Source organism: Pseudomonas sp. WHRI 8519, assembly GCF_040224055.2.
Taxonomy (GTDB): Bacteria; Pseudomonadota; Gammaproteobacteria; order Pseudomonadales; family Pseudomonadaceae; genus Aquipseudomonas; species Aquipseudomonas putida_X.
On record NZ_CP167996.1, the window covers coordinates 2,287,097 to 2,304,128 of the forward strand.

Genomic DNA, 17,032 nt, shown 5'->3' on the forward strand with positions numbered 1-17,032 from the left:
ACACATGGATGAAATCACGCAAAAAAGCTGTCAAGCCGATCGGCTTGAAAGACATCACCATCGTCGACGACGCGAAAATGCGCAAGGCGATCACTGCCGCTGCGCTGGGCAACGCCATGGAGTGGTTCGACTTCGGCGTTTACGGCTTTGTCGCCTATGCCCTGGGCAAGGTGTTCTTCCCCAACGCCGACCCCAGCGTGCAGATGATCGCGGCCTTGGCCACCTTCTCGGTCCCGTTCCTGATCCGCCCGCTGGGCGGGCTGTTCTTCGGTGCCCTGGGCGACAAGTTCGGCCGGCAGAAAATTCTTGCCGCGACCATCGTGATCATGTCGCTCAGCACCTTCGCCATCGGCCTGATACCGTCCTATGACACCATCGGCATCTGGGCGCCGATCTTGCTGTTGCTGGCAAAAATGGCCCAAGGCTTCTCGGTGGGTGGTGAATACACCGGCGCCTCGATCTTCGTCGCCGAATACGCACCCGACCGCAAGCGCGGCTTCCTCGGCAGCTGGCTGGATTTTGGCTCGATCGCCGGCTTTGTCCTCGGCGCCGGGGTCGTGGTGCTGATCTCCACCTACCTGGGCGAGGAAAAGTTTCTCGAATGGGGCTGGCGCCTGCCGTTCTTCCTTGCCTTGCCGTTGGGCATCATCGGCCTCTACCTGCGCCATGCGCTGGAGGAGACCCCGGCGTTCCAGCAGCATGTCGATAAGCTTGAACAGGGCGACCGCGAGGGCCTGGCTTCGGGGCCCAAGGTGTCGTTCAAGGAAGTTGCCACAAAGCACTGGCGCAGCCTGGTGACGTGCATTGGCGTGGTGATCGCCACCAACGTGACCTACTACATGCTGCTCACCTACATGCCCAGCTACCTGTCGCACAACCTGCACTACAGCGAAGACCACGGTGTACTGATCATCATCGCGATCATGGTCGGCATGCTGTTCGTGCAGCCGGTCATCGGCCTGCTCAGCGACAAGTGGGGCCGCCGCCCATTCATCATCGTCGGCAGTGTCGGCCTGTTGGCCCTGGCCATCCCGGCCTTCATGCTCATCAACAGTGGTGTGCTCGGGGTGATCTTCGCCGGCTTGCTGATCATTGCCGTGTTGCTCAACTTCTTCATCGGCGTGATGGCTTCGACCCTGCCGGCGATGTTCCCCACCCATATTCGCTACAGCGCCCTGGCCAGTGCCTTCAACATTTCGGTGCTGATCGCCGGCCTGACCCCGACCCTGGCGGCCTGGCTGGTAGAGACCACCGGCGACCTGTACATGCCGGCGTACTACCTGATGGTGATTGCCGCCATTGGCCTGATCACCGGCCTGACCATGAAAGAAACCGCCAACAAGCCACTGCGTGGCGCTGCCCCGGCGGCCTCGGATATCGATGAGGCGCGAGAGCTGCTGCAGGAGCACCACGACAATATCGAGCACAAGATCGAAGACATCGATGCGCAGATTGCCGAGCTTGAGGCCAAACGCAAGTTGCTGGTACAGCAACACCCGCGTATCGATTAAGCTACAGGCCTGTTCACTCAGTAGATAAAGTGTATGGCCGAAGGGTTCTGCGCGCTGCCGCCGCTAAATGGCCTACGTGTTTTCGAGGTGGTGGCGCGCCACCTCAACTTTCGCCTGGCCGCAGACGAACTCGGGGTAACCCAGGCTGCCGTGGCGCAGCAGATACGCGGGCTTGAAGCGAACCTGGGGATCAAGCTGTTCGAGCGCTTGCCCAGGGGCCTGAGCCTGACAGGCGCCGGCCAGCGCTACAGTGTCGATATCCGCAGCGCCTTTGCCCTGATCGGCAGCGCCACCCAGGCGCTGCGCCCGGATGCATCGCACCTGACGGTGAGCGTTACACCGACCTTCGCGGCGAAATGGCTGATCCCCAGGTTGTCGTCCTTCGCGCAGGCGCACCCGGACATCGACCTGCAGGTGCTGGCCACCGACCGGCTTTCCCAGTTCCGCCCAGAGGGCGTAGATATTGCCGTGCGTTACGGCGTGCCACCGTTCGGCCCGGGCCTGCACACCGAACCGTTGCTCGCGCAACGCGTGGTGGCCGTCGCCAGCCCGGCGCTGCTCGCGCAACTGGGTAAGCCCGTGGATCTGGAGCATTTGCAGCGTTACCCGTTGCTGCACGATGCCCACAACGTCTGGCCGGACTTCATCAACGAGGTATTCCAACGGCCGTTACCGCCCGGGGCCAAGCATATGCGCTTCAACCAGACGTCACTTGCCATCGATGCCGCGGTTGCAGGGCAGGGCCTGGCGCTGGCCAGCGAGTTTTTCGTGCACAGCGACCTGCACGCCGGGCGCCTGGCCCTTGCCTTCGACCAGGTGCTGGAGTTGCGGCAGGCGTTTTACCTGGTGTGGCCGCGCAATGCCCACCAACCCCCGGCGCTGGCAATGGTGCGGGCCTGGCTGTTAGCGCAGGCGAGGGCGCTAACGCAGTAGAAAATCTATCGTCTGAACGAAGCGTTGCTGGCTCTCTGGCTGTGCAGGTCGGGTGCTAGTCTGGGCCGCTCCCTCATGCACATCGCAGGGTTGACCCGGAGGCTTCATGTCCAACCAAAAAGTAGCAATCGTGATCGCCGGCGGCAGCGGTATGGGCGCCGCAGCAGCCAGGCGCCTGGCCGCCGACGGCTTCAAGGTCGGTATCCTGTCGTCCTCTGGCAAAGGCCAGGCACTGGCCGAGACGCTGGGCGGGATTGGCGTGACCGGCAGCAACCAGTGCAACGGCGACATCCAGCGCCTGGTCGATGCCGTACTCGCCGAATGGGGCCGTATCGATGTGCTGGTCAACAGTGCCGGCCACGGCCCGCGTGCGCCGATCCTTGAAATCAGCGACGAAGACTGGCACCAGGGCATGGAGACCTACCTGCTCAATGTCATCCGCCCAACGCGGCTGGTCACGCCAATCATGCAGCGCCAGCAGGGCGGGGTGGTGATCAACATTTCCACCGCCTGGGCCTTCGAGCCGAGTGACCTGTTCCCCACCTCGGCAGTGTTCCGGGCGGGCCTGGCGGCGTTCAGCAAAATCTTCGCCGACACCTATGCTGCGGACAACATCCGCATCAACAACATCCTGCCGGGCTGGATCGACAGCCTGCCGGCCACTGAGCAGCGCCGTGACAGCGTGCCGCTCAAGCGCTATGGCAGCAGCGAGGAAATCGCCGCCACCGTGTCCTTCCTGGCCAGCGATGGCGCGGCGTACATCACCGGGCAGAACATCAGGGTCGATGGCGGCATTACCCGCAGCATCTGATCAGGCGCGGGCCAGGGTGGCTTTGAGTGTGCGCTCCACCACATCGACCAGGACCATGGTCTGGTGGTCCACTTCGATGTTGATCAGCTCACCGGCCTTGTAGTGGGCGAAGGTGGTCTGGCGCAGGGTTTCCGGGATCAGGTTGATGGTGACCAAGGTGTCGTCCACGTCGGCCACGGTCAGGCTGCAGCCGTTGACGCCGAGAAACCCGCGTGGGAACACGTATTTGGCCCACTGCGGCGGCATGCGGAAGGTGATGAAGGCGCCGGTTTCCTCGATCGACAGCTCGACGATCTCGGCGGTGGTAGCGACGTGGCCGGCCATCAGGTGGCCGCCGACTTCGGCGTTCATTTTTGCCGAGCGCTCGATGTTCACGCCCTGGCCTGCCTTGAAGCAGCGCAGGTTGGTGCGCTCGAGGGTGGCAGTCATGGCGTCGAACTTCACCTGGGTGCCGTCAATTTCGGTGACCGACAGGCAAGTGCCCTCGACACTGACGCTGGCGCCGATCTTCAGGTCCTCGAGCAGTTCGGGGGTGAGGTCGATGGTGAACTGGTTGTGGCCCGGGTAGTTAGTCACCGCAAGCAGGGGGCGGACGGCCTGGACGATGCCGGTGTACATGAAGGTGCTCCTTGGCGCTGTAAAGGCAAGCGGACTGAGCGGGCACGTTCACACGTTGGCCCGCGCAGTCCGCTAGGGTCTCACAGATGCCCGCTGCTGTTCACTATTCTCAGGCACAAGGCTTCATAGGGGTCCAGGTTGATCATCAACCGCCCATCCTCGGTCAGGTCACCCTCGACCGTCTCATTGATCATGTCCACGACCGTTCCGGGCGTGAAGCCGTCCAGAAGCAGCTCCTCGGCAATCACCTCGTGGCCGAAGTTCAGTGCGCTGATCTGGATGCCACGCCCGGCGGGCAGTTCGTGCACCATCACCAGCAACCCCGGGCTGCTCACCTCGGGCACCAGTACCTGGCGGCTGCTGGCAATACCATAGGCCTGGCGCACGGCGAGCAGTTTCTTGACCTTGCTGGCAAACGAATCGCTGCTTTCCAGCTGCTGGTCGAGGCTGCCGTACAGTGCGCGTGCGCGCGGCATGCCACGCACCGACGTTTGCGCCTCTTCATCGAGCCCGGCCAGGTCGTAGCCGCCACGGTGTATCCAGCGGGTATCGCCATCGGCCATCTTCTGCGCCACCGCTTCGGCCGGCAACGGCAGGGCGCCGACCAGGTCCCAGCCCGACAGTGCGACCACGCCGGGCTGCATGGCGTTGTACATCACCAGCAACAGGTGCACCTTCTGGATCAGCTCGATATCAGCCGGGCCAATCTGGTCCAGGTCACGAATGCCCAGCGCTGCAGTGATCAGGCTGGCGGTGGTGCAGGAGATGCCGTTGGTGACAAAGCGCAAGTTGTAGGGCGCATGTTCGCCCGAGAGGCGTTCGTAGATTTCCTCGCGGATGTGTTCGCGCAGGATGTTGCCGGGCAGGGTCTGGCCCCGGTACAGGTACATGTCATGGGCGTGCAGGGTCCAGAAGTGCACCAGCTCGACGGTGAGCTCGTCGTGGTTCTGCAGGGCGTGGATCAACGACGCCGGGTCGATGCCGAAGCTGTGCATTTCCTTGAGCATCAGGCGCAGGAACTCGGTATCGCCGGTCAGCAGTGCATGCTGGTACGCCGGGCGGGTGATGAAGTCATACGACAGGTCGGCGCCGCCCTTGGACATCTGCGCGATGTCGTCGAGCGTCAGGTTAAGCTCCTGGAAGCTGAACCCGCCGGCCTTGCGGATCATGCCGCCGATCAGTTGGTTACCGACGATCGACAGCGGGTGGCTTTCCGACCAGGCGGTGCCACTGGCGCAGGTCTCGACCCCGAGAAAACCGTTGGCATCCAGGCGCAGGCCACGCGCGCCCAGGCAGTCCAGCGCATGCAGGGCGTCGCCGATGATCATCTGCTGCGCGGCAAAGCTTGGGTCCAGCCAATTGAGCGACGGTTGGCCATCCTTGAAGTAATGCAGGTAGACCCAGCGCCGCGTCTTGCCATCGACACCGGTGATCGGTGGTGTTGCGCTCCAGTCGGTCTCCTTCACGCCGGGCTCGAAGAAGATCACCCGTTGCAGTTGGCCGACGATGTAGTGGTGTGCCTTGAGCTCATCGCACTGCGCAGGCAGCAGGTTGACCGAATCGCGGCCAGGGGGCACGTCTGGCAGCAGCGGCCAGTCTTCCTCGCGCACCTCGACCATGTGGTACAGCCCTGGATAGGCGCCGTGCCCCAGCTCGGCCAGGCGGAAATCGGCGCCCTTGCCCGTGTGCGAGGGGATCAGGTCATCGATGGTCACGGCGTTGTGCGCCGCCGCCATGCGGCTCATCTGCACCAGCTCCTGCTCGGTGCCGTAGAGCGGGTCGATATCGAAACTGATGCGGTCGAAGTTGCCGTCCACGCTGGGGGTGAAGTCGCGCCCCCTGACACCCCCGGACTGCTTGATGGGGCCGGTGTGAATGCCCTGTACGCCAATTTCCGACAGGCGCTTCCACAAGGCTTCGTGGCCCAGCGCGCCAAGCACCGAGCAGCCTTCAGGGGCGATGATCGCATCGGGGTAGACGGTCAGCCAAACCGATGCGATGTCGGTGGCGCGGCGTGGCTGCGTTTCGGCGTAGGGGTTCATCCACAGGCGGGACTGGCCGGAATACAGCCGGGCCCGCTCCTGGGAGGCCTTGAGCATGGAGCGCTCTTCGAGCCATTTGACGTATGACGGGTCGGGTTGGGTCATTTCGCGTCCTCTCTGCGTGGCGGCACCGGCCAAGTTATGACGGCGGCGGCGCCGGAACGTTCGGCTGAGGTATCACGCCCTGGCCATTCAGCGCCGCGCCGATAATTGCTGCGGCGCCAGGAACGCACCATGGAAGTAGTCGCGCAAGGCCTGCATCGCCGGGCTGAATGCCCGCTCGCGGTGCCAGGCCAGGCCCACGCTCATGGGCGTGACCGGGTCGCTGATGGTGACGGTCTCGATGCGCTTGCCTTCGAGCGACCAGGGCCGGTGCACCAAGTCAGACAGGATAGCCACACCGCTGCCATTGGCCACCATGCTGCGCACCGCCTCCACCGAGCTGGTGCGCACCCGCACGCTGGGCCGTTGCCCAGCCAGCTCCCAGTAACGCATGGCGCTCTGCTCGGCTTCGTCCACGGTCAGCAGGATGAACGGCTCACGGGCAACATCGGCCAGGCTTACCGTAGAGCGCTCGCACAGTGGATGGTGGCTGGGCAGCCACAGCCGGCGCTCGGAGTTGAACAACGTTTCAGAGACGATATCGGGGTGGGTGAGGTTGGCGGTGAGCACCACGGCCATGTCGAAGTGGCCTTCCAGCAGCCCTTGCTCGATGGCACTGCGCTCCTGCTCGTGGACCTGCAGGTTTACGCCCGGGTGCCAGTGTTCCAGGCGTTGCAAGTGGTGCGGCAGGAAATAGCCGATCACCGTGTAGCTCGCCGCCAGGCGCAGCAGGCCACTGGCGCGCACGTCCGGCAGCGGGCTGTTGAGTGCGTCATCGACACTGCGCAGGATCACATAGGCGCGGTTGAGAAAATGCCGGCCCGCATCGGTCAGGCTCATGCCTTGCGCGGAGCGCTGGAACAGCAACACCCCGAGCATCGCCTCCAGCTCCTTGATCGCGGTGGTCACCGCCGATTGGGAAATGTTGAGGTGGAGGGCGGCCTGGGAGATCTGGCCGATCTCGGCGGTGGCGACGAAGTAGCGAACCTGGCGCAAGGTCAGTGACACGGGAGGCTCCTGGGTATCTGTTTTTCCGAAGACACCCTATCTGTTTATAGATCTTCCCAAGGGGGCGGTAGAGAATCTAACGTGACCTTCACACCCTCACAAGCACCGGGAGCGTAGGCATGCAGGCAGTAGACTTCAATTCGGACATGGGTGAGGGCTTCGGCCCCTGGACCATCGGCGATGGTGTCGACAACGAGCTGATGGCCTTCATCAGTTCGGCCAACATCGCCACCGGCTTTCATGCCGGTGACCCAGGCACCATGCGGCGCACCGTCGAGCGGGCCAAGGCGCTGGGCGTGGCCGTAGGCGCTCACCCGGGTTTTCGGGACCTGGTCGGGTTCGGCCGCCGGCACATCAACGCGCCGGCTCAGGAGCTGGTCGACGACATGCTGTACCAGTTGGGTGCGCTGCGTGAAATCGCCCGGGCGCAGGGCGTGAAGCTGCAACACATCAAGCCCCATGGTGCGCTGTACATGCACCTGGCCCGTGATGAAGAAGCCGCCCGGTTGCTGGTGCAGAATCTGCAGGTGATCGAGCCGCAACTGTTGTTGTACTGCATGCCTGGCTCGGTGATCTGCCGGGTTGCCCAGGCACTCGGCCAGCCGGTGGTGCGTGAGTTCTACGCTGACCGCGAGTACGACCAGAGCGGTTCCATCGTGTTCACCCGCACGGTGCGTGGCCATCAGCCGCAGGCGGTCGCCGCGCGCGTGCTGCGGGCCTGCCGCGAGGGCGTTGTACGCACGGTCGAAGGCCAGGATCTGGCCATCGAATTCGACTCGATCTGCCTGCACAGCGATACCCCCGGCGCGCTCGACCTGGTCGAAGCCACCCGTGCAGCGCTGGACGCCGCCGGCATCGAAGTGCGCACGCCCCGTTGAGGTTCAAAGCACACGGTGCTCAGACACCGGTGCGCTGCACAGCATTGTTTTTGCCTGCCTTACGATAAAGATTCCAAAAAAGGAGCAGACATGGCCGAGCCGCTTGCCAGTACCCCGATCCGCTACAGCTTTGGTGCCGACGAGCACCTGTTTGCCGAAGTCAGCGAGAGCATGTCGCTGGAGGCATTCTTCAAGGGCATGGCCGTTACCCGGGCGGTGGAGCGCCTGGCGCTGGAGGGCGTGCTGGACATTTGCCTGGCCAACGCCTCGTTCCAGATCCGCTTCGACCCCGACCGCATCGCCCCCGACGTGCTGCTTGCAGCAGTGCGCGGTGCAGAGGCCGAGGCGGTTGCCGAGCGCGCATTGCACACCCGGATCATCGAGATCCCAGTGCTGTACAACGACCCCTGGACCCATGAAACCCTCATGCGCTTTCGCGACCGCCACCAGGACCCGGGCAGCACCGACCTGGAATACGCGGCGCGTATCAATGGCCTGGCCGATGTCGATGCGTTCATCGCCGCGCACAGTGGCGCGCCTTGGTTCGTGTCGATGGTCGGCTTTGTCGCAGGCCTGCCGTTCATGTTCCAGATGGTCGAGCGCGAGCGCCAGTTGCAGGTGCCCAAGTACCTGCGCCCGCGCACCGACACGCCGAAGCTGACCCTGGGCCACGGCGGCTGTTTCGGGTGCATCTACTCGGTGCGCGGGGCAGGGGGCTACCAGATGTTCGGCGTTACCCCGGCGCCGATCTACGACCCGCAGCAGGGCCTGAACTATCTGAAGGAGCACATGGTGTTCTTCCGCCCGGGGGACATCGTGCAGTTCAAACCCATCGACCGTCAGGCCTATGACCAGGCGGTGGCGGATGTCGAGGACGGCCGTTTCGACCTACGCATTCGCCCTGTTGAGTTCTCGCTGGATGCTTTCCTGGCCGACCCGGTCGGCTATCCCAAGTCGTTGCAGGAGGTGCTGGCATGATCAAGGTACTCAAACCTGGCCTGGCTACCTCGGTGCAGGACTTGGGCCGTGAAGGCTATTACCACTTGGGCATCCCGCCGTCAGGGGCGCTTGATCAATATGCGTTGCGCGCCGCCAACCAGCTGGTCGGCAACCCGGCGGGCACTGCCGGCCTTGAATGTGCACTGGTGGGGCCGGAGCTGGAGTTTCTGCAGGATGCCCTGGTGGCGGTGTGCGGCGCACAGATGCCGGTGCTGCTCGATGGCCGTGAACAGCGCCCGGACACTTCGTTTGCAGTCAGGGCAGGCCAGGTGCTGCGCTTTGCCTTCCCCACAGCCGGGGCGCGTGCCTATTTGGCGGTCGCGGGCGGCATTGATGTACCCGAAGTGCTGGGCAGCCGGTCCACCTACGCACTGGGCGCGCTGGGCGGTTTTCAGGGTCGCAAGCTGCAGGCAGGTGATTTACTGCCGGTCGGTGTTCCCAGTGCCAAGGCCCGTGCCGGTGCCAGTTTGCCAATGGCACTGCGCCAGGCGCTGGGTGGCGAAGTGGTGTTGCGCGTGGTGCCGGGGTTGTACTTCCACCGCCTGTCTGAAGCCGCCGCGAAAAGCTTCTTCACCGATGCCTGGACGGTGGGCTCCGAGGCCGACCGTATCGGCTACCGCTACAAGGGCGGCAACGCACTGAGTTTCCAGCCGCGTGAGCAGCCATTCGGCGCTGGCTCGGATCCTTCCAATATCGTCGATAGTTGCTACCCGATCGGCTCGATACAAGTACCCGCCGGGCTGGAGCCGATCATTCTGCACCGCGATGCGGTGTCGGGTGGTGGGTACGCCATGATCGGCACGGTGATCAGCGCCGACCTGGACCTGATCGGGCAGATGCAGCCGAACCAGCAGGCGCGGTTCTTGCCGGTGAGCATGGAAGCGGCGCTTGAAGCGCGGCGGTCCTACAAGAAAAGGCTGGCGTATCTGAGCAAGCTGTTCAGCTGATCGGTGCGCAGCCTGTACCGGCGTCTTCGCGGGTTGCTGCGAAGCGTCCGGTACAGGCGGGCTAGCCTCAGGTCAGAAGCTGTACTTGGCGGTCAGCATCATGTTGCGCGGTGCGCCCCAGGTGTCGCCGGCATAGTTGACCGAGGTGGCCACGGCCGAGTAGTACTTGCGGTCGAAGACGTTGTTGGCGTTGAGCTGCAGGTCGAGGTGCTTGTTGACCTGGTAGCCAGCCATCAGGTCGGTGACCGCGTACGAACCCTGGACCAGACGGTACTCGCTGCCATCGGCAACGGTGAAGTCGTTGTAGATGCGGCTCTGCCAGGAGATGTTGCCACCGATGCGCAGCTTCTCCAGCGGGCCTTCGAAGCGGTAGGTGGTGGTCAGCTTGAACAGGTGCTCCGGGGTATCGGTGTCGAAGCGCTGGTTGACGTTGCCCGGGTTGGCGGCGTCTTTGAGGGTGTGGACGCGGGCATAGGTGTAGCCTGCACCGACCTGCCAGTTGCGGGTCAGCGCACCCTGCAGCTCCATGTCGATACCTTGGCTGCGTACCTCGCCAGAGGCGACGTAGCAGTTGGTAGGGTCGTTGCAGCCAGTCAGGTTGGTCTGCGAAACGGCACGGTTTTCCTGGTCGATACGGAACAGCGCCACGCTGGCATTGAGGGCGCCATCGAAGTACTCGCCCTTGAGGCCGATTTCATAGTTCTTGCCGTCCACCGGCTTGAGCGGGCTGCCGGAAGCGTCCTTGTAATCCTGTGGGTTGAAGATGTCGCTGTAGCTGACATACACCGAGTGATGATCGTCCAGGTCGTAGATCAGGCCGGCATAGCGGGTGACATTGCGCGTGACCTTGTAATCGGCGCTGGAGCTTTCCTTGTTGTCGTAGTCGTACCAGTCCAGGCGGCCGCCCAGGATCAGCTTCAGCGGGTCGGCCAGGCTCAGGCGCGTGGTCATGTACACACCTTCCTGGGTAGCGACTTCGCGTACATTGTTGGTGTGCACGAAACTCGGCTTGCCGCCATTGAGCGGCCAGTTGGTGTCATACGGGCTGTAGTTGCGCGTGTCCATGTCATAGATGCGCTTGCTGGCGCCCACCACCAGCTCGTGGGTGCGGCCAAACGCCTGGAACGGGCCGCTGACGAAGCCGTCCACGCCAGCCTGGTTTTCCTGGTGCTTGGACTGGTAGGCCGTACGGGACAGCGGCTTGTCGAGCCCTGCCCAACGCGACTGGTAGGAGCCGGTGAAGGTGCCGTCCTGTTGGGAATAGTTGGCGTTGACCTGCAGCTTCCAGTCATTGGCCAGGCGCTGCTGCACTTCGGCGAATACGGTGTTGATCTCCTGGTCCTTGTTTTCCCAGTCACTGCCTGGGTTGTAGGAGCGCGAGTAACCCACGTGGTGGCCGTTCAGGGCGGTTGGCATGGCGCCCCAGAAGTTGTTGGTCTGGTCTTTCTGGTGAGAGAAACCGAGGGTCAGGGTGGTGTCTTCGGACAGGTCCGCCTCGGTGATCGCATAGAACAGGCCGTGGTCTTCTTCGACGTCGTCGATGTAGCTGTTGGCACCCCGGTAGGACGTCACCACGCGGCCGCGCAGTGTGCCGCTGTCGTTGAGCGGGCTGGAGGCATCGACTTCGCCGCGGTAGTCGTCCCAGCTGCCAGCGGCGCCGGTCAGGGTGACCTTCTGTTCGGCCAGCGGACGCTTGCGCACCAGGTTGATGGCCGCCGAAGGGTTGCCGGAGCCGGTGATCAGGCCGGTCGCGCCGCGCACGACCTCGACGCGGTCGAACATGGCCAGGTTAGGCTGGGAACCCACGGTATACGGCTTGTAACCGCTCGGAATGCCGTCGTACATCAGGTTGTCGATGTCAAAGCCCCGTGACGTGTAGCTTTGCCGACCTGGCCCGCCGGAGTAGTCGAGGAACAGCCCTGGCGTGGCCTTGACCACGTCGTTGATGCTGGTCATCGCCTGGTCGTCCATGCGCTGGCGGGTGATCACGGTGACCGCTTGCGGCGTTTCACGCAGGCTCAATGGCAGCTTGGTGGCGGTGGACATGGAACCTGTGGTGTAGGACTGCGAACCCTCCGTGGTGCTGCCCAGCCTGTCGGAGCTGATCTCGGTGGCGCCCAGCACCAGCGCAGTGGGCTGATCGCCTTCGGCCAGGGCCGGTGTGACGATGGCCATGCAGATGGCCATGGCGAGCAGGTTGCGGGCAGGGAGATTGCGCGTGGGCGCGAGTGGCGACGGCATGTGGGGTGGGTTCCTGTGCATTGTTAAACGTTATTGAAAGCGTGTATGAGAACGATTAACAATAAGTTTGTCAGGATTTGTCCGCCCGTGAAAGATTGGGATGTAGGATTTTTTACCTTTTTTTCACATTTGTAGCGCTGTCTAGACGGCGCCGTGCAGAGCGATCAGGGTTCAGCGCGGTTTATCGCCTTGCCCCGCTGCTCGGCCACTTCCGCAGCCTGGCCATCACGTTGCTTGCCTTGGCGCGCCAGCCCTTCGAGTTGCGGGATCAGCATGCCTTCGGGCAAATGCCGCCAGAAACGCCCCGGCATGTGCAGGCGCAAGGCATCCGGGTTGAGGCGGGCGGGGTTGAAGGTGTGGCGGTAGTAGGTGCGCCACAGCTCGGCACCCGGGTCATCGGCATTGCGCGCCCACTGCCGCCAAGCGTCCGGGCAGTGCCGCTGATAATCGAACCCCTGGCCGTCGAAGCGGATACCGTCCGCCGGCGTGGCGATCAACCAGCGCTGGCGCCCCAGGCGGTCGGCGAAGTGCGCGCTGGCACTGTGCAGAATGTCATGGGCCGGCTCGTGATAGGCCACCAGATCCAGTTGCAGTTGCTCGGCAAGTACTGGCGGCAAGGGCACGAAACGCACGAATGCATGCAAGTGATGTGCTTCACGGCTGACTTGCTTGATACGCCGGTGCAGTTCACTGCCCAGGCGGTCGCCGGCGAGCATTGCCGTGCGGTCACCGTGGGCCACGCGCCAGAGCACTTCGTACAGCAGCGCCCAGCGTTGCTCGCCCCGGTATCGCGATGCCTGTTCCAGGAGGCCCAACAGCGCCGCCGGTACCTTGGCGTGAAAGGGGCCGGGCCCGTCTGGCAGCGCAGCAGGCACCGCCAGCAGGTCATCGATCGGCCCTTGCGACCAGGTCACTTGCGCCGGGTCGACACCGTGCCCGAGCAGCGTGCGCGCCTGAGCGCGCCAGGTGCTGAAGCAGTCGTCACAATCGAGCGCGATCACCCCCACAACCCCATCTGCACGGGTGCCTGTGGCTCACGCAGGCGCTCGCGCAGCAGGCCGCTGCGCAGCTCGGCCTGGCCTGGGCGGTAGTCGCTGGTGATGATGAATGGCCGGGCCTTGTCGAGCACGCAGCGCAGCTGGATCAGGTCGTCATAGCGCACCCGCCGTTCACGGCGCAGCGCCACCAGCCGCTGCACACTGCGCAGGCCAATGCCGGGGATGCGTGCCAGCAGCGCCGGCTCGGCACGGTTCACATCCAGCGGGAACACCTCACGGTTGGCCAGTGCCCAGGCAAGCTTGGGGTCGATGTCCAGGGCCAGGTTACCCGCCTGGCCGAGCAACTCACCCGCTTTGTAGCCATAGCCGCGCAACAGGAAATCTGCCTGGTACAGGCGGTGCTCGCGCAGCAGCGGTGGGGCTGCCAGCGGCACGCTGCCGGGGCTGTCGGGTATCGGGCTGAAGGCTGAGTAATACACGCGCTTGAGGCCGTAACCCTGGTACAGCGACTCGGCGTTGCGCAGCAGCGTGCTGTCGTCAGTGGCATCGGCGCCGACGATGACCTGGGTGCTTTGCCCGGCCGGGGCGAAGCGCGGTGCTTTGGGTTCGCCCGCCACGGCTTGCTGGCCCTGGTGGATGACGCCCATGGCCTGGCGAATGGTATGGGCGTGCTTTTCCGGGGCCAGGCGCTTGAGGCTGGCATCGGTGGGCAGTTCGATATTGACGCTGAGGCGGTCGGCCAGGCGCCCGGCTTCCTCGATCAGCAGTGGGTCGGCGTCGGGAATGGTCTTGAGGTGGATGTAACCCCGGAAGTTGTGCTCCTCACGCAGCAGGAGCGCCACGCGGATTAACTGTTCCATGGTGTAGTCGGCCGAACGAATGATGCCGGAGCTGAGGAACAGGCCGCTGATGCAGTTGCGCCGGTAGAAGTCCAGGGTCAGGCGCACCACTTCCTCGGGGGTGAAACGCGCCCGCGGCACGTTGCTGGATCGGCGATTGACGCAGTATTGGCAGTCGTACAGGCAGAAGTTGGTCAACAGCACTTTTAGCAGCGAAACGCAGCGCCCGTCCGGTGTATAGCTGTGGCAGATCCCCATGCCGTTGGTCGCGCCCAGGCCGTTGCTGCCGCGCGAGCTGCGTTTGGGCGCGCCACTGCTGGCACAGGACGCATCGTACTTGGCGGCATCGGCAAGGATGCCAAGCTTGGCAATGAGCTGCATGAGGGTGTCTCTTGATACTGAATATTCATACAGTATTTTGAGAATTGATGGAATGCAAGTGGTGTCAGACGGTCGTGCCGTTCAGGCATGGCATCTAAACTTACAAACAGCCCGCCGCGGCTCCCACCACGGCGAGCCTCAACACCTAACCCGACCACCGCGACCCCGGACCGGACATCCCTCGCTGACGGTGGCCTTCTTGCAGAGGAGGGCAGGTCATGGACGAGGCAAGGCTCCACGATTTCATGGGCAAGCTGGTGGGTGACATGGGCGCTGCGGCGACCCTGGCCAATGTGATACTCGGCGACGAACTGGGGTTGTACCGGGCCATGGCCGATAGCCAGCCGGTCACCCCCCAGGTGCTGGCGGCACGGACCGGCTGCCATCCACGGCTGGTGCGTGAATGGCTCAACGCCCAGGCGGCGGCTGGCTATATGGTCCATGAGCAGGGCAGTTTCGTGCTGCCCGAGGAACAGGCCATGGCACTGGCCCTGGAGGATTCACCGGCCTATATGGCGGGCGGCGCGGCGGTAGTGGCCGCGCTGTTTCACGACAAGGACAAGCTGGTGGCTGCGATGCGCGGTGACGGGGGGTTGGCGTGGGGCGACCATCACCCCTGCATGTTCAGCGGTACCGAGCGTTTCTTCCGGCCCGGCTATCGCACCTTCCTGGTGGCCGACTGGCTGCCGGCGCTCGACGGTGTGGTGGCCAAGCTGCAGGCCGGCGCCAAGGTCGCGGATGTGGGGTGTGGGCATGGCGCTTCGACGCTGGTCATGGCCCAGGCGTTTCCAGCATCGACCTTCATCGGCTATGACTACCATGCGCCCTCCATCGCCACGGCCCGCGAACGCGCCGGTGAGGCCGGGTTGACCCCGCAGGTGAGTTTCCAGCAGGCGTCGGCCAAGGATTACCCGGGCAACGATCATGACCTGGTGTGCTTCTTCGATTGCCTGCACGACATGGGCGACCCGGTCGGCGCTGCACGGCACGCCTATCAGGCGTTGAAGCCCGACGGTACGGTGATGCTGGTGGAACCCTATGCCGAGGATACGCTCGATGGCAACCTGACGCCGGTCGGGCGCTTGTTCTATGCCGCGTCGACGTTCATCTGTACACCGAATTCACTGTCCCAGGAGGTGGGCTTGGGGCTGGGCGCACAGGCGGGCGAGGCGCGCTTGCGGGCGGTGTTCGAAGAGGCGGGGTTCACCGAGTTCCGGCGGGCGACACAGACGCCGTTCAACCTGATACTGGAAGCCAGGAAGTAGGTGCACACCAATGCCGGCCTCATCGCCGGCAAGCCGGCTCCCACATGGATTGCGCCGGCTTTTAAAAATTGGGCAAGACAGTTGCTTGCGCAGGTAAAGCGCAGGCTTGAAGAACTGCGCGGTCCCGGTGGGAGCCGGCTTGCCGGCGATGAGGCCGGTGCAGGCAAAAAGAAGGGGCGCCAGATTGGCGCCCCTTGCTCTTGCTGCTTAGGCTTCAGCGTCCCAGGGACGATCGCCTTTTTCATCTTTGACACGGGTCGGCAGGCCCATCACATCCAGCGCCTTGAGGAACGGCTCGGCTGGCAGCTCCTCGACGTTGACCATGCGCTTGGCATCCCATTCGCCACGGGCAACCAGCAGGGCGGCAGCCACTGGCGGTACACCGGCGGTGTAGGAGATACCCTGGCTGTCGGTCTCGGCGTAGGCCTCTTCGTGATCAGCCACGTTGTAGATGAACACCTCACGCGGCTGACCATCCTTGGTGCCCTTGACCAGGTCACCGATGCAGGTCTTGCCGGTATAGCCAGGCGCCAGCGAAGCGGGGTCAGGCAGCACGGCCTTGACCACTTTCAGTGGTACCACTTCCAGGCCTTCAGCGGTCTTGACCGGCTGCTCGGAAAGCAGGCCCAGGTTCTTCAGCACGGTGAACACATTGATGTAGTGCTCGCCGAAGCTCATCCAGAAGCGCACGTTCGGTACGTTGAGGTTCTTCGAGATCGAGTGGACCTCGTCATGACCGGTCAGGTACAGGTTCTGCGAACCCACGACCGGCAGGTCGTCGGTACGTTTCACCTCGAACATGGTGTTGCTGGTCCACTGGCTGTTCTGCCAGCTCCATACTTGCCCGGTGAACTCGCGGAAGTTGATTTCCGGGTCGAAGTTGGTGGCGAAATACTTGCCGTGGGACCCAGCATTGACGTCGAGAATGTCGATCGAATCAATGCTGTCGAAATACTGTTGCTGCGCCAGTTTGGCGTAGCTGTTCACCACACCCGGGTCGAAACCGACGCCGAGAATGGCGGTGATGTTCTTCTCTTGGCATTCTTCGAGGTGTTTCCACTCGTAGTTGCCGTACCAGGGCGGCGTCTCGCAGATCTTGCCCGGTTCTTCGTGGATCGCGGTGTCCAGGTAGGCGACACCGGTATCGATGCAGGCACGCAGCACCGACATGTTGAGGAAGGCAGAGCCCACGTTGATCACGATCTGCGATTCAGTCTCGCGGATCAGTGCCTTGGTTGCCTCGACATCGAGGGCGTTGAGCGAGAAGGCCTGGATGTCGGCGGGTACCTTGAGGCTACCCTTGGCCTTGACGCTGTCGATGATGGCCTGGCATTTGGAGATGTTCCGCGACGCAATGGCAATACGACCGAGTTCGTCGTTATGCTGCGCGCACTTGTGGGCCACCACCTTGGCGACACCTCCTGCACCAATGATAAGAACGTTCTTCTTCAATTTATCC

14 protein-coding genes are annotated in these 17,032 nt (G+C 63.5%); 7 read left to right on the top strand and 7 right to left on the bottom strand.

Annotated elements, in window-relative coordinates; all coding sequences use genetic code 11:
* Nucleotides 1–8 precede the first annotated feature (8 nt).
* The 3 genes from proP to ABRP30_RS10505 all read left to right on the top strand — a co-directional run bounded on the left by proP (nucleotide 9) and on the right by ABRP30_RS10505 (nucleotide 3,255).
* A complete protein-coding gene (proP, locus tag ABRP30_RS10495; RefSeq protein ID WP_349974349.1) occupies nucleotides 9–1,511 on the top strand; it encodes a glycine betaine/L-proline transporter ProP in 1,503 nt (500 codons plus the stop codon).
* Nucleotides 1,512–1,544: 33 nt separating this feature from the next.
* A complete protein-coding gene (locus tag ABRP30_RS10500) occupies nucleotides 1,545–2,444 on the top strand; it encodes a LysR substrate-binding domain-containing protein (protein WP_349974348.1) in 900 nt (299 codons plus the stop codon).
* 106 nt (nucleotides 2,445–2,550) lie between these two features.
* Nucleotides 2,551–3,255, top strand: coding sequence for an SDR family oxidoreductase (locus ABRP30_RS10505; RefSeq protein ID WP_349974347.1), 705 nt, complete (start codon nucleotides 2,551–2,553; stop codon nucleotides 3,253–3,255).
* Here ABRP30_RS10505 and ABRP30_RS10510 read toward each other — a convergent pair whose 3' ends face one another.
* From ABRP30_RS10510 to ABRP30_RS10520, 3 genes are all read right to left on the bottom strand, one after another.
* On the bottom strand, nucleotides 3,256–3,873 hold the full coding sequence (locus tag ABRP30_RS10510; RefSeq protein WP_267823027.1) for a riboflavin synthase subunit alpha: 618 nt from the start codon (nucleotides 3,871–3,873) through the stop codon (nucleotides 3,256–3,258).
* An 80-nt stretch (nucleotides 3,874–3,953) separates the two neighbouring features.
* The gene (treS, locus tag ABRP30_RS10515; protein WP_349974346.1) at nucleotides 3,954–6,020 is read right to left on the bottom strand and encodes a maltose alpha-D-glucosyltransferase; all 2,067 of its coding nucleotides are present in this window, start codon (nucleotides 6,018–6,020) and stop codon (nucleotides 3,954–3,956) included.
* 87 nt (nucleotides 6,021–6,107) lie between these two features.
* Entirely contained in the window at nucleotides 6,108–7,025 is a 918-nt protein-coding gene (locus ABRP30_RS10520) for a LysR family transcriptional regulator (protein ID WP_349974345.1), read from the bottom strand.
* A gap of 119 nt (nucleotides 7,026–7,144) precedes the next feature.
* Here ABRP30_RS10520 and ABRP30_RS10525 point away from each other — a divergent pair, with 119 nt between their 5' ends.
* The 3 genes from ABRP30_RS10525 to ABRP30_RS10535 all read left to right on the top strand — a co-directional run bounded on the left by ABRP30_RS10525 (nucleotide 7,145) and on the right by ABRP30_RS10535 (nucleotide 9,849).
* Nucleotides 7,145–7,903: a 5-oxoprolinase subunit PxpA gene (locus ABRP30_RS10525; protein WP_349974344.1), complete on the top strand. Its 759-nt coding sequence runs from the start codon at nucleotides 7,145–7,147 to the stop codon at nucleotides 7,901–7,903.
* Nucleotides 7,904–7,993: 90 nt separating this feature from the next.
* Nucleotides 7,994–8,881: a carboxyltransferase domain-containing protein gene (locus ABRP30_RS10530; RefSeq protein WP_349974343.1), complete on the top strand. Its 888-nt coding sequence runs from the start codon at nucleotides 7,994–7,996 to the stop codon at nucleotides 8,879–8,881.
* Nucleotides 8,878–9,849, top strand: a complete 972-nt coding sequence (locus tag ABRP30_RS10535) for a biotin-dependent carboxyltransferase family protein (RefSeq protein WP_349974342.1) — start codon at nucleotides 8,878–8,880, stop codon at nucleotides 9,847–9,849. The genes ABRP30_RS10530 and ABRP30_RS10535 overlap by 4 nt, the downstream gene beginning before the upstream one ends.
* A 72-nt stretch (nucleotides 9,850–9,921) precedes the next feature.
* On the opposite strand, the gene ABRP30_RS10540 is transcribed toward ABRP30_RS10535, so the two are convergent.
* The 3 genes from ABRP30_RS10540 to ABRP30_RS10550 all read right to left on the bottom strand — a co-directional run bounded on the left by ABRP30_RS10540 (nucleotide 9,922) and on the right by ABRP30_RS10550 (nucleotide 14,308).
* A complete protein-coding gene (locus ABRP30_RS10540) occupies nucleotides 9,922–12,090 on the bottom strand; it encodes a TonB-dependent siderophore receptor (RefSeq protein ID WP_349974341.1) in 2,169 nt (722 codons plus the stop codon).
* 164 nt (nucleotides 12,091–12,254) lie between these two features.
* Nucleotides 12,255–13,097: a TIGR03915 family putative DNA repair protein gene (locus ABRP30_RS10545; protein WP_267823039.1), complete on the bottom strand. Its 843-nt coding sequence runs from the start codon at nucleotides 13,095–13,097 to the stop codon at nucleotides 12,255–12,257.
* Entirely contained in the window at nucleotides 13,088–14,308 is a 1,221-nt protein-coding gene (locus ABRP30_RS10550) for a putative DNA modification/repair radical SAM protein (RefSeq protein WP_349974340.1), read from the bottom strand. The genes ABRP30_RS10545 and ABRP30_RS10550 overlap by 10 nt, the downstream gene beginning before the upstream one ends.
* Before the next feature lie 218 nt (nucleotides 14,309–14,526).
* On the opposite strand from ABRP30_RS10550, the gene ABRP30_RS10555 reads away from it, so the two are divergent.
* Nucleotides 14,527–15,573 carry a class I SAM-dependent methyltransferase gene (locus tag ABRP30_RS10555; RefSeq protein WP_349974339.1) on the top strand — a complete coding sequence of 349 codons (1,047 nt, stop codon included), beginning with the start codon at nucleotides 14,527–14,529 and terminating at the stop codon, nucleotides 15,571–15,573.
* Nucleotides 15,574–15,780: 207 nt separating this feature from the next.
* Here the strand turns inward: ABRP30_RS10555 and ABRP30_RS10560 are convergent, their stop codons facing one another.
* Nucleotides 15,781–17,025 carry a saccharopine dehydrogenase family protein gene (locus ABRP30_RS10560; protein ID WP_039602482.1) on the bottom strand — a complete coding sequence of 415 codons (1,245 nt, stop codon included), beginning with the start codon at nucleotides 17,023–17,025 and terminating at the stop codon, nucleotides 15,781–15,783.
* Nucleotides 17,026–17,032 lie beyond the last annotated feature (7 nt).

Excerpts from the sequence above, each read along its gene's own strand:
- proP (WP_349974349.1), top strand. The coding sequence starts at position 9 with ATGAAATCACGCAAAAAAGCTGTCAAGCCGATCGGCTTGAAAGACATC.
- ABRP30_RS10500 (WP_349974348.1), top strand. The coding sequence starts at position 1,545 with ATGGCCGAAGGGTTCTGCGCGCTGCCGCCGCTAAATGGCCTACGTGTT.
- ABRP30_RS10505 (WP_349974347.1), top strand. The coding sequence starts at position 2,551 with ATGTCCAACCAAAAAGTAGCAATCGTGATCGCCGGCGGCAGCGGTATG.
- ABRP30_RS10510 (WP_267823027.1), bottom strand. The coding sequence starts at position 3,873 with ATGTACACCGGCATCGTCCAGGCCGTCCGCCCCCTGCTTGCGGTGACT.
- treS (WP_349974346.1), bottom strand. The coding sequence starts at position 6,020 with ATGACCCAACCCGACCCGTCATACGTCAAATGGCTCGAAGAGCGCTCC.
- ABRP30_RS10525 (WP_349974344.1), top strand. The coding sequence starts at position 7,145 with ATGCAGGCAGTAGACTTCAATTCGGACATGGGTGAGGGCTTCGGCCCC.
- ABRP30_RS10530 (WP_349974343.1), top strand. The coding sequence starts at position 7,994 with ATGGCCGAGCCGCTTGCCAGTACCCCGATCCGCTACAGCTTTGGTGCC.
- ABRP30_RS10535 (WP_349974342.1), top strand. The coding sequence starts at position 8,878 with ATGATCAAGGTACTCAAACCTGGCCTGGCTACCTCGGTGCAGGACTTG.
- ABRP30_RS10540 (WP_349974341.1), bottom strand. The coding sequence starts at position 12,090 with ATGCCGTCGCCACTCGCGCCCACGCGCAATCTCCCTGCCCGCAACCTG.
- ABRP30_RS10550 (WP_349974340.1), bottom strand. The coding sequence starts at position 14,308 with ATGCAGCTCATTGCCAAGCTTGGCATCCTTGCCGATGCCGCCAAGTAC.
- ABRP30_RS10555 (WP_349974339.1), top strand. The coding sequence starts at position 14,527 with ATGGACGAGGCAAGGCTCCACGATTTCATGGGCAAGCTGGTGGGTGAC.